Genomic DNA, 19,605 nt, shown 5'->3' with positions numbered 1-19,605 from the left:
ATGTTTTAGCGATAAAGATATAAAAAAACCTTCCAATTAAAATTGAAAGGTTTGTTATTTAAGACCGTGAATTTCTACAGATTTAATGCTGGTTCGAGAATTCGTTCCATTCTTGCTTTTACCATATCAACAGAACCTGCATAATTATTAATCAATAAAGAAAACACTAAAGTTTTCCCGGAATTGGTTTTCATATACCCAGCCAAAGTTTTCACTTTATTTAAAGTTCCGGTTTTTGCATTAATTTGTCCATAACCTGTCGTATTAAACATTCTTTTTAAAGTTCCTGTCTGTCCGCCAATTGGTAAACTTTCAAAAAAAGAATTAAAATATTTTTCCTGCATCAAGTTCGAAAGAAACTTTGCTTGTGCTATGGGAGTAACCACGTTATTTCTAGATAATCCGCTACCATCATAATAATTAAGACCATCTGTTTCGAAAGACGCTGTCTTTAGATGATTCATTACCGCATTTCTACCTGCCTCAATTGTTTGGTCTCCGTATTTTTGAAATCCAACCATTCTCAAGGTTGCTTCTGCTAAAGCATTATCACTATGCTGATTGGTATACATGATAATCTCTGATAACGCCGGAGATTGATAAGAGGTAATGAACTCTCTGGGTTCGGGTTGAACTTCAGTTAACTTAGTTACTACCTTTCCTGAAATAGGCAAACCACTTTTAATCATCGTTGCCCGCAAAGTATTGGCTAAATAAGAAGGTGCGTCCGGTAATTTTGTGGTCAGATACCCTCCTTTAAATTCATCCGCGTACACCATTTGGTTCACATAAGGTGAAATGTAATAATAATTTTTACTTTCCGAAAAAGGATTTGATTTTTTTGCAATCAGTTTTTCATTCTGTGGATTAATTTCATAGGTCGTCCCTGCCGGCAGATAATAATTACCATTTTCTAACCAAACAATATTCTCCGGTAATCTCTGGGATTTATTTGCTTTAAATACCCCCGTTTGAATAATGATATCCCCTTTTATTTTTTTGATTCCTTTCTCTGCTATCGCAGTTACAAAATCAGAAACAATTTCCCGATAAGAATAGGCTCCTGCTTTATTAGTTCCCAAAGAGGGATCGCCACTTCCAACAATATAAAGATTACCTTCTAGATTTCCGTCATGGTCGATGTTGCCAGAATATTCGAGTTGAGTAATCCACTTAAAGCGCTCTCCTAAAAGATTCATCGCGGTTTCTGTGGTCAACAATTTGGTTGTAGAAGCGGGAATCAGTGAGGCCTGTTCATTATAGGAACTAATGATTTTCTTAGTTTTCGGATCATACACTACAAAACCCCAATTTGCATTTCGAAGAACAGGATCGTTCACCATTGCATTCAGATTAATATCTAAAAGCTCTTTGGCACTGAGTAATTTTTCGGAAGACTCTGAATATTTATTTGAATTTTGGCTTTCGTATGATTGAGGATAATTTGAAGATACATAGGTTCCTTGACTAAATGCAAAAGAAGAAACTGCAATTGCCGACGAAACCAATATTTTTTTGATGTTAATCATTTAATTTTATTATTTGATTATCTATTTAAAGTAAGTTAAAAATGAACTTGTTATTTTTACAAACTTCTTTGAAACGGTCAAAAATATAAAATATTGTTGAGTGACAAGGGTTTAACAATACTAAAAAATGTTGAATCACTGTTAAAGTTTGTTAAAAATCGACAAAAATCAGCTTTTTGATCGATTGATACGATTTTATTTCGTCAAATTCTTCTAAACTTTTATTCACAATCTCTTTATAATCAGAATACTTTTTACCACGTGGTAATTTAAGTAAAAGTTGATATTGATACATTAAATTAAGCTTTCCGATCGGTGATTTTTCCGGACCGAGAATACATTCTTCAGGTAAATACTTCCGTAGAATAGAACCTAGAAACTGAGAGGCACGATTAACTTTATCTTCTCTTCTATGTTTTAATTCGATCATGATCAACTTCACAAAAGGAGGATATAGAAATTTCTTTCTTTCCGTTAATAAATGTTCATAAACTTTTACAGTATCTTGATCTTTAAGCAATTGGAAAATAGAATGCTGTGGATTATAAGTCTGGATGAGCACTTTCCCATTTCCTGAAATTCTTCCCGCTCTGCCGGAAACTTGAGTTATTAACTGAAAGGCTCGTTCTTCTGCACGGAAGTCCTGAACATATAATAAGGAGTCGGCTTTTGGAATCGCTACTAATTCTATATTTTCAAAATCTAAACCTTTGGAAATCATTTGAGTACCTACAATAACATCGGTTTCTCCTTCTTCAATTTTTTCATACAATTTCTCATAGGCAAATTTTCTGCGCATGGAATCTACATCCATTCTGTCCACTTCTGATTCCGGAAATATCCTTGTCATCTCTTCATGAATCTGCTCCACTCCTACTCCTTTTACATTTAAATGCTCAGAATTACATTTTGGACACGTTTGGGGCTTAGCTGCTTTTTGCCCACAATAATGGCATTTCATTTCGTTCGAAAACTTATGATAAGTCATCACCACATCACAGTTTGAACAATAATTCACATAACCACAACTTTCACATTCTACCACGTTTGCATAACCTCTTCGGTTATGGAGGACCATGGTTTGTTTTTTCTGTTCAAGTTGCTGTCGGATTTCATCGATCAGTTGTAGCGAAAAATTACCTACGATTTTTTTAGAATCCTGCGCTTCTTTAAAATTAATCAACTCAAACTGCGGAATTTTTACATTTCCAAAACGTTCACTTATGTAAATATATTTCAATTTATCCTTCTTTGCCGCGTAATAGGACTCTACAGAAGGAGTTGCCGAGCCTAATATAACATGAGCATTGTAGAAATTGGCTAAAACCTGCGCTGCATCTTTCGCATTAAAAAAAGGAGCGATCTCACGTGGTTTGTAACTCGAATCATGCTCTTCGTCTACCACAACCAATCCTAGATTTTGGTACGGCAGGAACAGTGCATTCCTTGTTCCGATCAGGATTTTAATATCATTATTTTTAATTCTTCGCCATACCTCCACTCTTTCAAAATCTGTTAATTTCTGATGATAAAAGCCAAGTTGTTTGCCATAATTCTTTTCTAGACGCTGTACAATCTGTTTAGTTAACGCAATCTCCGGAAGTAGGAATAAAACATTTTTTCCATCTGCCACAGTTTCATCGATCTTTTCTAAATAAAGATGGGTTTTCCCAGAAGAAGTGACGCCGTGCAACAAAACATTCTTTCCCTTTTCGAAAGCTTCATCAATCTCATTTTTTGCTTGATGTTGTATTTCGGTTAGTTTTTCCAGCTCTTCAGTTTCCCCTTCATAACTTTCCAATCGATCTTTTTGCAAGTAATATTCCAGCACCAGATCTTTTTCAATTAAAGATTTTAATTGGGCGTGTGCAAAATTTCCTTCTTCTAAAACAGAGGATTTTTTAATTGGCCTCTCGGGACTTTCAGTTTGTTTTTCGAGAATGGAAAGAAATAATTCTTGTTGTTTTGGAGAACGTTTTAATAGTAAAAGAATTTCTGGGAGATGGGCATTTTTTACCTTTTCCTCATTAATCTTTAGATAAGCAACCTCCTTGGATTTATATTTTTCTGATATTTTCTCATCAATTTCTATGTACTGTAAATCAATCATCGATTTGATGGTTTTTACAATATCTTTTTTAGCGATGAAAGCTTCTATCTCCGTCAGATTAATGAGTTGTCGAACTTCTAAAGCCTGAATCAGATACATTTCATTCACATCTAAATTCTCAAAATCAACAATAACATTTGGTCTTAATTTTAAATATGTTTCACTTTCTAATTTCAAAGATCCTGGAAAGGAAAAGCGATAAATATCACCCAGATTACAGAGATAGTAGTTCGACAGCCAATTCCAGAATTGAATTTGTTCCTTTGGCAGAATGGGAAAATCATCTAAAATATTAATGATTTCTTTAGGGACAAATGTTTCAGATTCTTGATCATGAATTTCAAAAACAATTCCGGTATAGATCTTTTTACCACGAAATGAAACTAAGACACGCATTCCGATCTGTATTGAATTCAAAAGTTCATCGGGAACTTTATAGGTAAAAGTTCCTTTTAAATTTAAGGGAAGAATAACTTGTGCGAAAGTCAATTTAATAGAATGATTCAGTGATTTAATGATATCTTGAAGTCTAGTACAAATTTATAAATATATTTCTGCTAAAACCAGAGCACTCCTATTTAATAAAAAAAAGGATGGGAATAAATCCAATCCTTTGATATCGGTATTTCTTAAGAAACCAGAATTTTACTTACCTCTTCTCCTGTCTAATTCTTTCTGAATCAAACCTAATTCCCGACCTGTTTGTCCGGCTACAGAAGTATTTTCCTGCGCTCTTCTCGTTAGATACGGAACGACATCTTTTACCGGCCCATAAGGAAGATATTTACAAACATTATATTTTTCGGCACCCAGAAAATAGGTGATATTGTCACTCATTCCATACAGTTGCCCAAAATGAATTTGAGAATGGTCGTTCGGCAGTCCCATTGCTTTCATCTTGTCCATCACGAGTTCATGTGATTTTTCGTTATGGGTTCCAAAAAAGCCAGAAACGGTATCCAGGTTATTTAAAACAAAATCAATTGCGGCGTTATAATTATCGTCCGATGCTTGTTTAGTTGGCTGTATGGGATCTGGATAATTCATGGCTGCCGCACGTGCTCTTTCCTTTTCCATATAAGCACCACGTACGAATTTATATCCCAGAAAATAATTTTTCTCTTTTGCTCTTTGTAAATCCTCCGCCAGATATTCCAATCTGCCAGTTCGGTACATCTGCACTGTATTCCAAACAATTGCTTTTTGTTTGTTGAATTTCTCCATCATTTCATTCACCAAACGATCAGTTGAATCTTGCATCCAGGTTTCTTCCGCATCGATCATAATAACCACATTGCGATCAAATGCCATCTGGCAAACCTCTTCATATCTTTTTACAACTCTCGCCCACTCTTCTTTTTGCGAATTGGTGAGTTCTATCTTTTTACCTATTTCCTCGTAGATTTCAATTCTACCAAAACCAGTTGGCTTAAAAACAACAAATGGGATAGCAGGATTTCCTTCGGCAAACTTGATGTTCTGTTTAATTTCTGCACAAGTATCATCAAAAACTTTCTCTTCGGCTTTTCCTTCAATCGCATAATCGAAAATACTTCCTACATGATGCTTAAACATCTGTTTAACTACTTTCATGCTTTCTTCATGAGTTTCCCCACCACAAAATTGCTCAAACAAAGTATTTTTCACAATATCAGTTACAAACGGGAAGTCATTCTTCACGGTGAAGTTCAGAGCAGAGATCCCCAGATTTGTAATCATGGGCTGCTCAATTGCTTTGAACATCCAGTAAGCTTTTTTCAGTTGAGAATCTGTCTTATCTGCGAAGGCAATTTGTGTGTTATTGAAAATACTCATAGTAATTATTAAGATCAACAAATTTAATGATACTACTTGAATTGATAAAACTAAATTAAAGTTTAATTTTGTGATAAATTTCAGTCCTAATGATATCTATATTAGATCCTAGTTTTTCTCAGCTTAATGCTTATTTAAAAGAAGTAAACCCTACTCAACTTCTTATTTTAGTTGATGAGAACACCCATGAACACTGCCTTCCCATTCTTTTAGGAAATTTAGAAACCGAGACGCCATTTGAAATTATTGAGATTGAAGCCGGTGAAGAACTGAAAACTCTGGAAACAGCAACCCAACTTTGGGAAATTTTGACCGAGTTTGAAACTGACAGAAAGGCATTAATGATCAATTTAGGAGGTGGAGTCATCACCGATATGGGTGGATTTATCGCATCTACTTACAAACGAGGAATTCTTTTCATCAATATCCCAACTACCCTTTTAGGTATGTGTGATGCTTCAATTGGAGGAAAAACGGGGATCGATCATCAGTTTTTAAAAAATATTATTGGAACTTTTGCAAATCCACAGAAAATTTTCGTTTTTCCAGAGTTTCTAAACACCTTACCTTTTGTAGAACTTAGAAGCGGTTTCGCTGAAATGTTAAAACATGGCTTAATCGCTGATGCCAACCATTGGAATGATTTAATCTCAATTAAAGAGTTAAATGCTGAGCAAATTTTTCATTTAATTGAAAATTCGATGAAGATCAAATTAAATGTGGTGAAAAAAGATTTCACAGAACAGAATATCCGAAAAACACTGAATTTTGGCCATACAATTGGTCACGCGATAGAAAGTTTATTTTTAGAAAAAGGGAAACCCATTCTTCATGGTGAAGCGGTGGCGCTGGGAATGATTTGTGAAACGCGTATTTCTTTTTTAGAACATTTAATTTCAAAAGAAACTGCAGATAGCATCATTTTAAATGTAAGAAGATTCTTTCCTTCTTTGGACATTAGTGGTTTCTCTTCTGAAGAGATTTTACATTTGATGAAGAATGATAAAAAGAATTCGTTCGGAAACATCAGTTTTTCCTTGATTAAAAATATCGGGGAGGCAACTTTCGATTCCTCCGTAAGTACTGAAAACGTTAATTATGCATTGCATTATTATCAAAATTTAGATTAAAAACCTCTTTGTTAATCAATATTTAAGTCCTTACCAATCTTAGGATATCATTAATTTTAAATATCACAACTAACTGTTTAACAATTTATTATACTTTTATAATTTTAAACTATTGTTTAATTTTTTATATTCTTAGTGAGTTTTGGCACAGCATTTGAAAGTACTCCAAGCGTAAAACAAAATTAAAAATGTAACGGTAACGAGGATTAGTCAATTTTTAAAATGACAAAAATTAATTTTTAGAAATTACATAATCCAAATTATTGAAAACAAAAAATTAATCAGAAAAATTTAAGATTATGAAAAAGTTATTTTTAGGTGCAGCAGTAGCAATGAGTACATTGACATTTGCACAACAATTTGGAGTTAAAGCAGGAATGAACGTATCTTCATTATCAAAAGATGCTTCCATGGACGATGCTAAATCAAAAATTGGTTTCAACGCGGGAGTTTTTATGAATGCTCCTTTAGCAGAGAATTTCAGCATTCAACCTGAATTATTGTATTCTCAGATGGGTAATAAAGCAACAACCACATCTACTTCAACTATCGGAGGAAGTACAATTACGACAAAAACTTCAGGGTCTACTAATTTAGATTATGTTACTTTACCTGTAATGTTCCAATACAACGCAACTCCAGCATTCTACTTAGAAGCAGGTCCAGAATTTGGACTGATGGTTAGTGGTAAATCAAAAGGAGATAGAGTTACTACTACTACAACTAGTGGAGGAACTTCTTCAAGCACATCTGCTTCAGCAAGTGTAGATATTAAAGACAACTTAAATACTTTTAACTTTGGTTTAGGTCTAGGTGCAGGATATTATTTCACACCAAATGTTGGAATTACCGCAAGATATGTTGCAGGATTGACTGACATTGCGAAAGACAGACCAAGTGGATCTGATTCAGTTAAGAATAACGTATTCCAAGTTGGATTGGCTTACAAATTCTAATAACAGAAATTGATATAACTAAAAAGGTTGGGAATAAATTCCCAACCTTTTGTATTTATTTATCTGTAAAATCAGGGTTTGGTCCTGCAGGAACTGGATATTCTTCAGTAAAGCAACCAAAACAATGGTTCGAGCTTCCTAATATACTCCTCAAATTATCCATACTTAAGAACTCAAGAGAATCAACTCCTAAGTATTTCCTTAGTTCTTCCACCGTCATGTTAGCGGAAATCAAATCATCTTTTGTGGGAGTATCAATTCCTAAATAACAAGGTGCAATAATGGGTGGCGATACACTACGGAAGTGAATCTCTTTTACCCCTGCATCTTTCAGAATTTTTACCAGACGTTTCGAAGTGGTCCCACGAACAATGGAATCATCAATGATCACTACTCTCTTTCCTTTAATTTCAGAAACAATAGGATTCAGTTTAAGATTTACAATCCTTTCTCTCATTTCTTGAGTAGGAACAATAAAACTTCTACCTATGTATCTATTCTTAATCAGAACTGGACGAAAAGGAATACCCGATGCGATAGAAAAACCAATTGCAGCCGGAACGCCAGAATCCGGAACACCAATTACGATGTCTGCTTCTACAGGAGCCTGTTCCCAAATTTTAGCTCCGGATTTTTCTCGAATCTCGTGAACATTAATTCCTTCCATAATTGAATCTGGTCGGGCGAAATAGATATACTCAAATGAGCATGTTCTTTTTTCACAATCTTCTTTCACTAAAAAGCTTTGTAAACCAGTTTCATTTTCGTTGGTATAAACAATTTCACCGGGTAAAATATCTCTTACATATTGAGCTCCCACAGCATCCAATGCGACAGATTCTGATGCTACAACATATGTTTTTTCATCAATTGCACCTAAAACCAACGGACGAATTCCATGAAAATCCCGAAAGGCAAAAAATTTATTTCTGGTCATTCCAACTACAGAATAAGCCCCTTCAATTTTTTCCATTGTGGTCTTAATTGCAGCACGCAAACCTAGATCCAAATGCTTCTGGATCAAACGCAAAATAACTTCTGAATCAGAGGTCGCTTTAAAAACTACACCTTCTGCTTCAAGTTCTTTTTTTAATGCAACGGCATTGGTTAAATTTCCGTTGTGAGCGATAGAAAGAATGATTTGATCATATTCATTCTTAGCAAAGAAAGGTTGAAAGTTGTATTTCTTTTTATCTCCTGCAGTGGTATATCTTGTATGTCCGATCGCAGAATTCCCCATGAAAGTCTCAGGATTACGGATTTCTTTATACACATCTAATACCAGACCTTCATCTTTAATATTAAAGATTTTACCATCGTTCATCACAGAAATACCACATGCTTCCTGACCACGATGCTGTAAGGCAAAAAGCCCAAATTGAGACAAAGAAAAGGTATCTAAATCATGGTCCGAATAAAGTCCGAAAATTCCACATTCTTCTGAAGGTGCATCAAACGGATCTTCTGTCTTCAGCAGGTTTCTGCCGTAAACATTATCTTTAAATTGATTTAAATAATCTTCTCTCTCTTGTTGTAAATTTTTCATCTTTAGTTTTCCCAAAAATTATTTTTGAAGAACTTTTTTTAATCGCTCATAAATTTCTACGTACGCTTCTGTCACTTCGCCCAAATCTCTTCTAAAGCGATCTTTGTCAAGTTTCTTCATCGTGTCTTTATCCCAAAGACGACAAGTATCTGGTGAGATCTCATCAGCTAGAATAATTTTTCCATCTGCAGTTTTACCTAATTCAATTTTAAAATCTACCAAAATAATATTCATTCGATCAAAAAGGTCAATTAAAATATCATTAATTTCAGAAGTCAATTTGTACATTTCCTTCAGCTCATCATAGGTTGCAGCGCCCAAGAAAACGGCGTGATGATCATTAATTAATGGATCACCCAGATCATCTCTTTTGTAGCAAATATCAATAATGGTGACTGGTGACTTTATACCTTCTTCCACTCCTAATCTCTGCGCCATGCTTCCTGCTGCATAGTTACGAACCACCATTTCCAGTGGAATGATGCTTACTTTCTGTACCAATTGCTCTCTTTCATCTAATTTTTGAATGAAGTGAGTAGGAATTCCTTTGGTGTTCAAATATTCAAAAATTAAGGTGGTGATGGCGTTATTCATTTCACCTTTGAGGTCAAAATTTCCTCTCTTTTGTGCGTTGAAAGCTGTTGCATCATCTTTGAAACGGACAATCACCTCGTTTGGATTATCGGTTTCGAAAACCTGCTTTGCCTTTCCTTCATAAAGCATTGCTCCTTTTGTCATTTTACTGTTTATTAAATTTTATATCTATATTAAATTTTTACAAAAATACCTGTAAGAACTGCGATGCCAAAACTTAGCAAGGTTCCTATTAAAACATATTCAGTCAGCTTACGCTGTTTTGCTTCTGCTAGATCACTAAATCTGAAAACCGACTTTGCAGCGATCATAAATCCTACGCCTTCCCAATGGTTCACCAATATGAAAACAAATACCAGGAGACGCTCGAGAATACCAATGTATTTCCCAGCATTGACCAGGGATTCTGTCTGTAATTTGCTGTGATCAACCGTAACTGGTGTCCAAAAGGAGATCACCGTTTTGATTAGGATTGAAGAGGGAACTGTAAGGAAAACGACTGCAGTAATCAATTGCAGACTATCAGCATTAAAGAAATCCTCCCATTTAAAATAAGGAAAGTAAATCATTGACAAAGCAATAATTACCAAAATATGTGCAGCCTGATCTACAAAGAACCAAGTTCTTGTGGTTTTAGGATTCTGAAAATAAAGTTTTGCCCAATCAATTATTAGGTGGGTACTACCAATAATTAAAGCAATCCACCAAAGATTAAGATCCCATAAAAATATTAGAACGAGTGCCATATGTAGCGCTACATGAAGGTACAAATAGATGCTACCTCCTTTTTTCTTCTCTTTATCAGCGACCCAAGAATTAGGCTGAAGAATAAAATCTCCTAATAGATGTGCTAATATGAGTGAAGTAAAAATCATTTATAATTCTGATATTTTCTTTCTGAAATATTGATCGGTTTCTTGTAATAAATCAAAATTAGCTCTCTTAAGCCTTTGACTTACTGAAGACTGGCTTATATTAAGCTCTTTCGCTAATTCGTCCTGAGTTAATTCTGAGTTACCTAATAACTGATGAATAATTTCTGCGGTAGCTGCAGTCCAATTATCGAAATCTATAGATGCCCACTTGAAAAGTATATTCAAATCCCGGTTTACTTTTTCATTTTCCGTTTGTATGGCTAACGTCTTTCCTTGAGCGGTAATCTCTGTTAATAGCCGGCCAGAATTTACGTAAGCAGAACCATTTGATTCCGTTATTTTTTCGGAAAGAAATACTTCATTACCGATACCAATTGCAATACGTACATCTAAATTTTCAAATGTTCTGATGAGTGATTTTAAAAGTAGAGCTTTATGAAATACTTCACCAACACTACACTTTAATTGAAATTCATCTCCTCGGTATACTTCCCAATTTCCTGGTGTTACAGACCATGAACCCAATAAATTTTTCAATTTTGGAAGCCATAGTTCAGCATCTGATTTTTGAGAATTAATGATATCTCCAGTGATAATCGCAATCATGTTACAAATATAAGCAATAATCCTTATAAATCGATAATATAAGGCAAATACCTAATATTTTAATTTTTAAATTTTATTTTAGAATATAAGCTAATTAACTAATAATCGTTACATATAAGTAAATTAACTTATATTTAGTTCTCTTTACCTAATAAATGTTGATATTATTTAAAATACTCAACTCCGTTTTTAAAGATGTTATGATAATTTGCCGTTGGAATATTCTTCATTAACCCTTCTGCATAACGCTCTGGATGTCCCATTCTACCAAATATTTTCCCTGATTTTGAAGTTAAACCTTCAATCCCGAATAAGGAGTTATTTGGGTTAAACGGCATTCCGTGTGCGATGTTTCCGTCGTGATCAATGTATTGAGTTGCAATCTGACCATTCTCGTACAATTCCTGAATCACCTTTTCTGACGCCATAAATCGACCTTCACCATGTGAAATTGGAATGGTATAAACTTGGTCTTTCATTCCTTTTAACCAAGGAGAATCATCATTGATCACTTTCACATCAACCATTTGAGAAATATGACGACCAATTGCATTATGCGCTAAAGTCGGTGAATCTGCATTTAAATCCCGAATCTCACCATAAGGCAATAATCCAGATTTTACTAAGGCCTGGAAACCATTACAAATTCCGAGAACCATTCCATCACGTTCCAATAATTGATGAACCGCATTTTTCATCTTTTCGTTTTTCAAAACATTGACAATAAATTTTGCCGAACCATCTGGCTCATCTCCGGCGGAAAAACCACCCGATAAAACTAAAATCTGAGACTGATTAATTTCCGAAATCCAGGCATCTATACTTTCATTTAACAATTGATGATTGAGATTAATTAATGGCAATCCTGAAACTTCAGCACCTTCTTTTCTAAAGGCATTTTGCGTTTCATATTCACAATTGGTTCCCGGAAAGATCGGTGCAAAAACTTTCGGTTTTGCTAATTGATGTTTATTGATATGAATCGTTCTCGGTTGAGTAGAATTCAATTTTGAATCAATTTCAACAACCATTTTCGAATTTTCTTTCGTTGGAAAAAGCTCTTCAAAAGTTCCTCCCCACACTTCAAGTAATTTTTCAATACTGCATTCAAAACAACTCATTTTCAAAATATTAGAATTATTAACCTCACCAATAACTTGAAGTAAATCATTTTCTAAATCCTCTGAACTTTCTATAATTAAACTCCCAATATTCTTGGTTAAAAGTAAATGTTCATCTAACTTAATTTCTGCTCCAAGGTGATTACCAAAACTCATTTTTGCTAGAGCAACTGCAACTCCACCCTCTTTGATCGTCTTCACCGAAACAATCTTTTTCGACTTAATATTTTCAAAAAGATAATCGAAAATCTGTTTGAGATCTTGATAATTCGGCATTCCATTTTCTTGCGAAATATGGTTGAACAAGTATAATTTATTTCCTGCTTTTTTAAACTCGGGTGAGATGATATTTTTCTTTTCTCCATTCGCACAAGCAAATGAAATCAACGTCGGTGGAACGTGAATATCCTGGAAACTTCCACTCATTGAATCTTTACCTCCAATTGCAGCCAGTTCGAAATTCATTTGCGCATCATACGCTCCAAGTAAGGAAGCTAAAGGTTTCCCCCACTTCTCAGGTTGATTTCCTAGCTTCTCAAAATACTCCTGGAAACTCAAACGAATGTTTTTGTAATCTCCACCCATCGCAACAATCTTGGCAACACTTTCAACCACGGCATTCGCTGCACCAACTAAAGAGTTCTGCGACGATATATCGGCATCAAATCCCCAACTTGCCAAAGACACTGTTTCGATGTTTTTAGCGTTTAAAATCGGCAGCGTTTGCACACTTCCTTCCATTTCGGTCAACTGATGTTTTCCTCCAAACGGCATTGCAACAGACGTTCCGCCAACAGAAGCATCAAACATTTCAGCCAATCCTTTTTGGGAAGCCACATTTTTACTGGAAAGTATATTGAAGAAATTCTCTTCACTAAACTTTATATTCTGATTTTCAACTGGTTGCAAGTGTGAAACTTCAGCATGCTGGGTTTTTGCACAACCATTGGTATCTAAAAATTCCCGGCTTAAATCAACGATTTTATTTCCCTGCCAAAACATTTGCATTCTACCGGAATCGGTTACTTTGGCAACTTCTACCGCTTTTATATTTTCTTTTTCACAGAATCTGATGAACTTTTCTTTGTCTTTCGCTTCAATAACAACCGCCATCCTTTCCTGCGATTCAGAAATCGCCAATTCAGTTCCATTTAAACCTTCATATTTTAAAGGTAATATATCGAGGTTAATCTCCAGTGAATCAGCAATTTCGCCAATCGCAACTGACACTCCACCCGCTCCAAAATCATTTGATTTTTTAATTAAGGTCGTTACTTCAGGATTTCTAAAGAGTCTTTGAATTTTACGTTCTTCAACTGCATTTCCTTTCTGAACCTCGGTTGACAAAGTATGAATTGAGGTTTCGTCCTGAACTTTAGAACTTCCACTTGCTCCACCAACTCCGTCTCTTCCAGTTGCGCCACCTAATAAAATAACAAGATCACCATTTTGTGGTTGCTCTCTTTTAACCCAATCTTTTTTCACGGCACCAACGACAAAACCAACTTCCATTCGTTTTGCTTTGTACCCATCGTGGTAAATTTCATTGACTGAAGTTGTGGCTAAACCAATTTGATTTCCATAAGAAGAATAACCATTTGCAGCTTGTTTTGTAATTGTTCTTTGTGGAAGTTTCCCAGCTAACGTTTCAGAAATTGGTTCTAAAACATTTGCTGCTCCTGACAAACGCATCGCTTGATATACAAATGCACGTCCAGACAAAGGATCACGAATTGCGCCACCTAAACAAGTTGACGCACCACCAAAAGGTTCAATTTCTGTTGGGTGATTATGGGTTTCATTTTTAAATAATAAATACCAAGGTTCTTTCTTACCATCGAATTCTGCTTCGATCTCAATCGTACAAGCATTGATTTCATCGGAAACAACAAGGTTTTCCAATTTACCGGTCTTGTGGAAATATCTTGCACAAACCGTAGCTAAATCCATTAGAGAAATCGGTTTCAGTTCTCTGCCTAAAAACTTTCTCTTTTCTAGATAATCATTAAAAATCGTTTGTAGAGTCGATTTAAAAGCATCATTAAACTGAATATCTGTCAGTTCAGTTTCGAAAGTGGTATGTCGGCAATGGTCGCTCCAGTACGTATCTAAAACCTTAAGCTCGGTTTCAGTTGGATTTCTATTTTCCGTTTTAAAGTAATTTTGAATAAATTCTAAATCATCAATATCTAAAGCAAAACCATGATCGTCATAAAATGCTTTTAATTCTTCCGCAGAAAACTCATTGAAACCTTTATGAACTAAAACTGGATCTGGTGTTTCTTCAGCTGGAATCTCGAACTTGGATAAATCCTTCACTTGGGATTCCACTTTATTAATCAAATGATTTTTAATAGCTTCGACTTCGCTTTCAGAAACTCCAAATAATTCGATCAGTTTTCCACTTCTTACTTTACCGTTCTCATTTCCAGTCAACAAGACAATACATTGTTGTGCAGAATCTGCTCGCTGATCATATTGTCCTGGTAAAAATTCGGTCGCAAAATGAATACCTTTTGCCGGATTATCTTCATGAAGAATATCGGTCACTGGATCTACAAAAGTATTGTTGATGACTTTTGAAAACTCATTATCATTAACCCCGAAAACATCATAGATATTATAGACTTTGACATCTTTAATCGTCGGAACGATATTTTTTATTTCATTAAAAACTTGAGGACTTTCAACATCGAAAATTCCTTTTTTTTCTACGAAGATTCTTTTTTTCATTATTACTTTTTATAATAGGACTTCATCCTACTCTTTGTTAAAGCGTCCTTTTAGGACTTTATAAAATTCAATTAGTTAGCATAACCTATAAAAGAAATGCAGCCAAAAAGACTGCATTAATTATTTATACTTTAAGGTCGGCTTTTAATCCGATTAGGTCGGCGTATTTCTCCAATATTGGATTGACTTCATTTTCAATAAACTCCTGCGTTTGAATTGGCGCGAAACCAATGAAGTTTTTCGGATCGAGGACTTCCATGATTTTAGATTTATCCATCTTCAAGGTCGTATCATTCATGATTCTTTCAATCAAATCATTTTCCTTACCTTCCATTTTCACTTTATTACTCGCTTCCATGGAATGAACACGAATGGTCTCATGAATTTCCTGACGGTCACCGCCAGCTTTCACTTCTTCCATAATAATATATTCAGTGGCCATAAACGGAAGTTCATCCATAATATGTTTCTGAATTCTATTTTCATAAACGACGATTCCGTTCATGATATTATTCCAAATCAATAGAATCGCATCAACCGCTAAAAACGCTTGTGGAATCGTTAATCTTTTATTGGCTGAATCATCCAAAGTTCTTTCAAACCACTGGGTAGAAGCAACCATTGCGGAACTTGTAGAAAGTGACATTACAAATTTCGCCAAGGCTCCGATTCTTTCTGAACGCATTGGATTTCTTTTGTAAGCCATTGCCGAAGAACCGATTTGATTTTTCTCGAAAGGTTCTTCAATTTCTTTTAAATTCTGCAATAATCTTAAATCATTGGTAAACTTATGTGCAGATTGTGCAATGTTCGATAGCAATGCCACCACTTTTGCGTCAATTTTCCGATCGTAAGTTTGTCCGGAAACTCCAAATACTTTTTCGAAGCCAAAACGACTTGAAAGTTCTTTATCTAAATGTTTTACTTTGGTATAATCACCATCAAACAACTCAAGAAAACTTGCGGCAGTTCCGGTAGTTCCTTTTACGCCTCTAAATCTTAAAGTTTCTAGGAAAAATTCCAATTCTTCGAAATCCAAAATTAAAGACTGCAACCATAAAGTTGCTCGTTTTCCAACAGTCGTTAATTGCGCAGGTTGATAATGGGTAAAACCTAATGTCGGTAAATCTTTGTATTGCAGTGCAAATTGAGACAGATCTTTAATGACATTCACCAATTGTTTTCTGATGAGTAAAAGGCCGTCTCGCATCTGAATTAAATCAGTATTGTCACCAACAAAAGCAGATGTAGCACCTAAATGTATAATTCCTTTTGCCAAAGGTGCAGCGTCACCATAAGTATGAACGTGCGCCATCACATCATGACGGAATTTCTTTTCATATTCCGCAGCTTTTTCATAATCAATTTCTTCGGCGTTTTCTTTCAATTGAGTAATTTGCTCTTCAGAAATTTCCAGACCGAGGTCTTTTTCTATTTCAGCAAGTGCAATCCACAATTTTCGCCAATTTCGAAATTTGTTATTCGGCGAGAAATTATAAAGCATTTCTTCACTCGAATAACGTTCCTCAAGCGGATTTTTATAGGAATTCATTCTTTGTATTTTTACTTTTTAAAAACACAAATTTAAGGAAAATATTTCAGCAATAAAACTTATTTTCTTCCAGTAAACTCTTTCATGGTATCATAAACTCCAAACACATTTTTCATCACCCAATCAAATGCTGGAATTGGTAAAAGCCCTTGAGAAAGACGAATAAACCAATAAGGAAGAGGCATTGCCAACATCTTCGTTTCTTTTTCTATCGCATTCATTATTCTTTCCGAAGTTTTTTCAGGTTCTAAAATCGGCAATACTTTCGATTTCACACCATCGAACATGCCTGTATTAATAAAGAACGGCATAATGGTCGTTACAGAAACTTTTTTATTTACCTGATTCATTTCCAGTCGAACACTATCACCCCAACCGATTACGGCCCATTTTGATGAAGCGTATACTGACATTTTTGGATTAGAAATTAACCCCGCAGAAGAAGCAATATTACAAATCGCACCAGAATTTTTTTCAATCATTCCTGGTAGAAATTCTAAAGTCGTGTGCATTAAAGCAGTTGTGTTAATCGAAATACTTTTGTCAATCTGCTCATGAGTATGCTCATGGAAATATTTTCCGACCACAATTCCAGCATTATTGATAAGAATATCCACAGAACCCACTTCTGTCCTTACGCGTTGAGCAGTCACTTTAATATCGTCCAAACTGGAAACATCAATTTTAAAAGTGAAAATTTCACCTCCCATTTTGGAAAATTCTTCTTTAGTTTGGGATAAACCTTCTTCGTTAATGTCCCAAATGACCAACTTTTGGCAACCACGTTCCAATGATTTTCTTGCCATTATTTTTCCGATACCGGAACAACCTCCGGTAATGAGAACTATTTTATTTTTAAAATCCATATTGCAAATATGTAAATTATTTTTAAGGTAAATTTGTTTGGATTAAAACTTGTTATGGTTTTAGAAGAAATAACTCAAGGATCCTAATGCAATGCATACTGCACTCTCTAATTTTAATAAATAAAGTAATGAATTTTCAAGAAATATTAACTCAACAACGAGAATTTTTTAATAGTCAAAAAACAAAAAATATTAATTTCCGGAAAATCTATTTGGAGAAATTGAAAGAAGTCATCATTAAAAATGAAGATTTATTATATGAAGCGATCTATCTGGATTTTGGAAAATCAAAATTTGATACTTTTACCACCGAAATTTCTTTTGTTCTTAAAGACATCGATTATTTTTTGAATAATCTGAAATCGCTATCAAAACCTAAAAGAGTTAGAACAAATCTAGCTAATCAGCTCGGATCCAGTAAAATTTATCTTGAACCTTTAGGCTGTACGCTGGTCATCGGTGCGTGGAATTATCCTTATCAACTTTCGCTCTCTCCAGTTGTTGCAGCGTTGGCCGCGGGAAATACTTGTATATTAAAACCGAGTGAGATCGCAGAAAATACGATGAAAGCAATGGCGAAAATCATTAATGAAAATTTCCCCAAAGAATATTTATATGTTGTAGAAGGAGGTGTGGAAGAAATAACTGAAATTCTAAAACTAAAATTCGATAAAATATTTTTCACAGGAAGTCCGAAAGTTGGACAAATCATTTACGAAGCGGCAGCAAAACATATGACGCCAGTTATCTTAGAATTAGGTGGAAAAAGCCCGGCAATTGTAACTTCTTCTGCTAATTTCGAAGTTGCTGCTAAAAGAATCGTTTGGGGGAAATTTCTGAATGCCGGACAAACCTGCGTGGCGCCTGATTATATTTTAGTTGATGAAAAAGTAAAAGACAGTTTCTTGGATTCTTTAAAATCTTATATTCAAAAATTTGAATACGGACCTGAAGCTGAACAATACACCAGGATTATTAATGAAAGAAATTTCGACCGATTGACAAAATTAATCGATCAGGAAAAAATATTCTTTGGTGGAAAAACAGATTCTTCTAAAAAATATATAGAACCTACAATTCTTCATAATGTAACTTGGGACGATGCAGTGATGAAGGAAGAAATTTTTGGACCGATTCTACCTATTTTGACTTTCAACAATTTCAACGAAGCCTTGCTTCAAATAGGAGAACACGAAAAACCATTATCAGCCTATCTTTTTACAGATGAATCGGAGGAAAAAGAAAAATTCATTTCTCAAATCTCATTCGGTGGAGGTTGCATCAATGATGTGGTCATGCATTTAAGTAATGACTATCTGCCATTCGGTGGAGTTGGAAATTCAGGAATTGGAAATTATCATGGGAAATATGGATTTGAAGCATTTTCTCATCAGAAAGCCATTTTAGACCGGGTAACTTGGGGCGAACCAGATTTAAAGTATCCGCCTTACTCAGATAAAAAACTCAATTGGATTAAAAAATTATTATAAAAAAAAGTCTCGTCATTAATTGACGAGATTTTTTTGCTTTATGAATTCGGCGCCCATTCGGTAAAGAATGCTTTGACCTTTTCTAAACTGTACCCTTTTCCATCTTCTAAAACTGCGCTGTCCTGAGTATGAATTAATTTTCCATTCTTGTCTAAAACTACAAAAACAGGATACCCAAACTTATCTCCAGGATTTCCATACTTCGCAAAAGTTTTTTCGTTCTTATTTTCAGGAGAGTAATTCAAATGATAATAAAGATAATTATCATCAACCAATTTCTTTAATTCTGGCGTTGTCTGCACGTAATTGTTGAATCTCAAACACCATATGCACCAGTTACCGCCAGCTTGAAGAATAATGTTTTTATTTTCTGCTTGTGCTTGTTTTACCAATTCTGCAATTTTAGCTTCAGCATTTTCTTTATCATTATAAGGTTTCGGAAGTTTTGCTTTTTCTTCTGCGGCCATTTTTTTCTTTACTTCCAAGGCAGCGCTACTATCAGTTTTTACCGTCAAAGAAGTATCTACTATAACTTCTTTAGCTTTCGTATCTTCCGTTTTTTGAGAACAGGCTAAGCTTGTAATTAACAATGATGCAAAACCGAAAATTTTTAAATTATTTTTATTTTTCATATGATTATAATTGATGTACAATACAAATAAACAAAATTAGAGCCAATCAT

General features: G+C 34.7%; 14 protein-coding genes. 3 read left to right on the top strand and 11 right to left on the bottom strand.

Features of this window, described 5'->3' with window-relative positions; all coding sequences use genetic code 11:
• Positions 1-74: 74 nt before the first annotated feature.
• From dacB to FNJ88_RS12665, 3 genes are all read right to left on the bottom strand, one after another.
• Entirely contained in the window at positions 75-1,529 is a 1,455-nt protein-coding gene (gene dacB / locus FNJ88_RS12675) for a D-alanyl-D-alanine carboxypeptidase/D-alanyl-D-alanine-endopeptidase (RefSeq protein ID WP_143853599.1), read from the bottom strand.
• A 151-nt stretch (positions 1,530-1,680) separates the two neighbouring features.
• Positions 1,681-4,128: a primosomal protein N' gene (gene priA / locus FNJ88_RS12670; RefSeq protein WP_143853598.1), complete on the bottom strand. Its 2,448-nt coding sequence runs from the start codon at positions 4,126-4,128 to the stop codon at positions 1,681-1,683.
• A 156-nt stretch (positions 4,129-4,284) separates the two neighbouring features.
• Complete coding sequence (locus FNJ88_RS12665; RefSeq protein ID WP_143853597.1) at positions 4,285-5,454, bottom strand: proline dehydrogenase family protein; 1,170 nt, start codon at positions 5,452-5,454, stop codon at positions 4,285-4,287.
• A gap of 89 nt (positions 5,455-5,543) precedes the next feature.
• Between FNJ88_RS12665 and aroB the strand changes: the two genes are divergently transcribed.
• Positions 5,544-6,584 carry a 3-dehydroquinate synthase gene (gene aroB, locus FNJ88_RS12660; protein WP_143853596.1) on the top strand — a complete coding sequence of 347 codons (1,041 nt, stop codon included), beginning with the start codon at positions 5,544-5,546 and terminating at the stop codon, positions 6,582-6,584.
• 299 nt (positions 6,585-6,883) lie between these two features.
• Positions 6,884-7,540, top strand: coding sequence for a porin family protein (locus tag FNJ88_RS12655; protein ID WP_143853595.1), 657 nt, complete (start codon positions 6,884-6,886; stop codon positions 7,538-7,540).
• Between the two features lie 55 nt (positions 7,541-7,595).
• Here FNJ88_RS12655 and purF read toward each other — a convergent pair whose 3' ends face one another.
• The 7 genes from purF to FNJ88_RS12620 all read right to left on the bottom strand — a co-directional run bounded on the left by purF (position 7,596) and on the right by FNJ88_RS12620 (position 17,433).
• The gene (gene purF / locus FNJ88_RS12650) at positions 7,596-9,086 is read right to left on the bottom strand and encodes an amidophosphoribosyltransferase (RefSeq protein ID WP_143853594.1); all 1,491 of its coding nucleotides are present in this window, start codon (positions 9,084-9,086) and stop codon (positions 7,596-7,598) included.
• 18 nt (positions 9,087-9,104) lie between these two features.
• Positions 9,105-9,824 carry a phosphoribosylaminoimidazolesuccinocarboxamide synthase gene (gene purC, locus FNJ88_RS12645; protein ID WP_185145831.1) on the bottom strand — a complete coding sequence of 240 codons (720 nt, stop codon included), beginning with the start codon at positions 9,822-9,824 and terminating at the stop codon, positions 9,105-9,107.
• A gap of 29 nt (positions 9,825-9,853) precedes the next feature.
• A complete protein-coding gene (locus tag FNJ88_RS12640; RefSeq protein WP_143853593.1) occupies positions 9,854-10,555 on the bottom strand; it encodes a DUF3307 domain-containing protein in 702 nt (233 codons plus the stop codon).
• Positions 10,556-11,161 carry a SatD family protein gene (locus FNJ88_RS12635; RefSeq protein WP_143853592.1) on the bottom strand — a complete coding sequence of 202 codons (606 nt, stop codon included), beginning with the start codon at positions 11,159-11,161 and terminating at the stop codon, positions 10,556-10,558.
• Between the two features lie 164 nt (positions 11,162-11,325).
• The gene (locus FNJ88_RS12630; RefSeq protein WP_143853591.1) at positions 11,326-15,015 is read right to left on the bottom strand and encodes a phosphoribosylformylglycinamidine synthase; all 3,690 of its coding nucleotides are present in this window, start codon (positions 15,013-15,015) and stop codon (positions 11,326-11,328) included.
• Between the two features lie 124 nt (positions 15,016-15,139).
• Complete coding sequence (gene purB, locus FNJ88_RS12625) at positions 15,140-16,567, bottom strand: adenylosuccinate lyase (RefSeq protein ID WP_143853590.1); 1,428 nt, start codon at positions 16,565-16,567, stop codon at positions 15,140-15,142.
• Positions 16,568-16,626: 59 nt separating this feature from the next.
• Entirely contained in the window at positions 16,627-17,433 is an 807-nt protein-coding gene (locus FNJ88_RS12620) for an SDR family oxidoreductase (RefSeq protein WP_143853589.1), read from the bottom strand.
• A gap of 128 nt (positions 17,434-17,561) precedes the next feature.
• Here FNJ88_RS12620 and FNJ88_RS12615 point away from each other — a divergent pair, with 128 nt between their 5' ends.
• Entirely contained in the window at positions 17,562-18,923 is a 1,362-nt protein-coding gene (locus tag FNJ88_RS12615) for an aldehyde dehydrogenase (protein WP_143853588.1), read from the top strand.
• A gap of 38 nt (positions 18,924-18,961) precedes the next feature.
• Here the strand turns inward: FNJ88_RS12615 and FNJ88_RS12610 are convergent, their stop codons facing one another.
• Positions 18,962-19,555: a thioredoxin family protein gene (locus tag FNJ88_RS12610; protein WP_143853587.1), complete on the bottom strand. Its 594-nt coding sequence runs from the start codon at positions 19,553-19,555 to the stop codon at positions 18,962-18,964.
• Positions 19,556-19,605: the final 50 nt, after the last annotated feature.

Origin of the sequence: Chryseobacterium sp. SNU WT5, from assembly GCF_007362475.1 — a bacterium.
Taxonomy (GTDB): Bacteria; Bacteroidota; Bacteroidia; order Flavobacteriales; family Weeksellaceae; genus Kaistella.
This window is presented reverse-complemented; position numbering and strand designations above follow the sequence as displayed.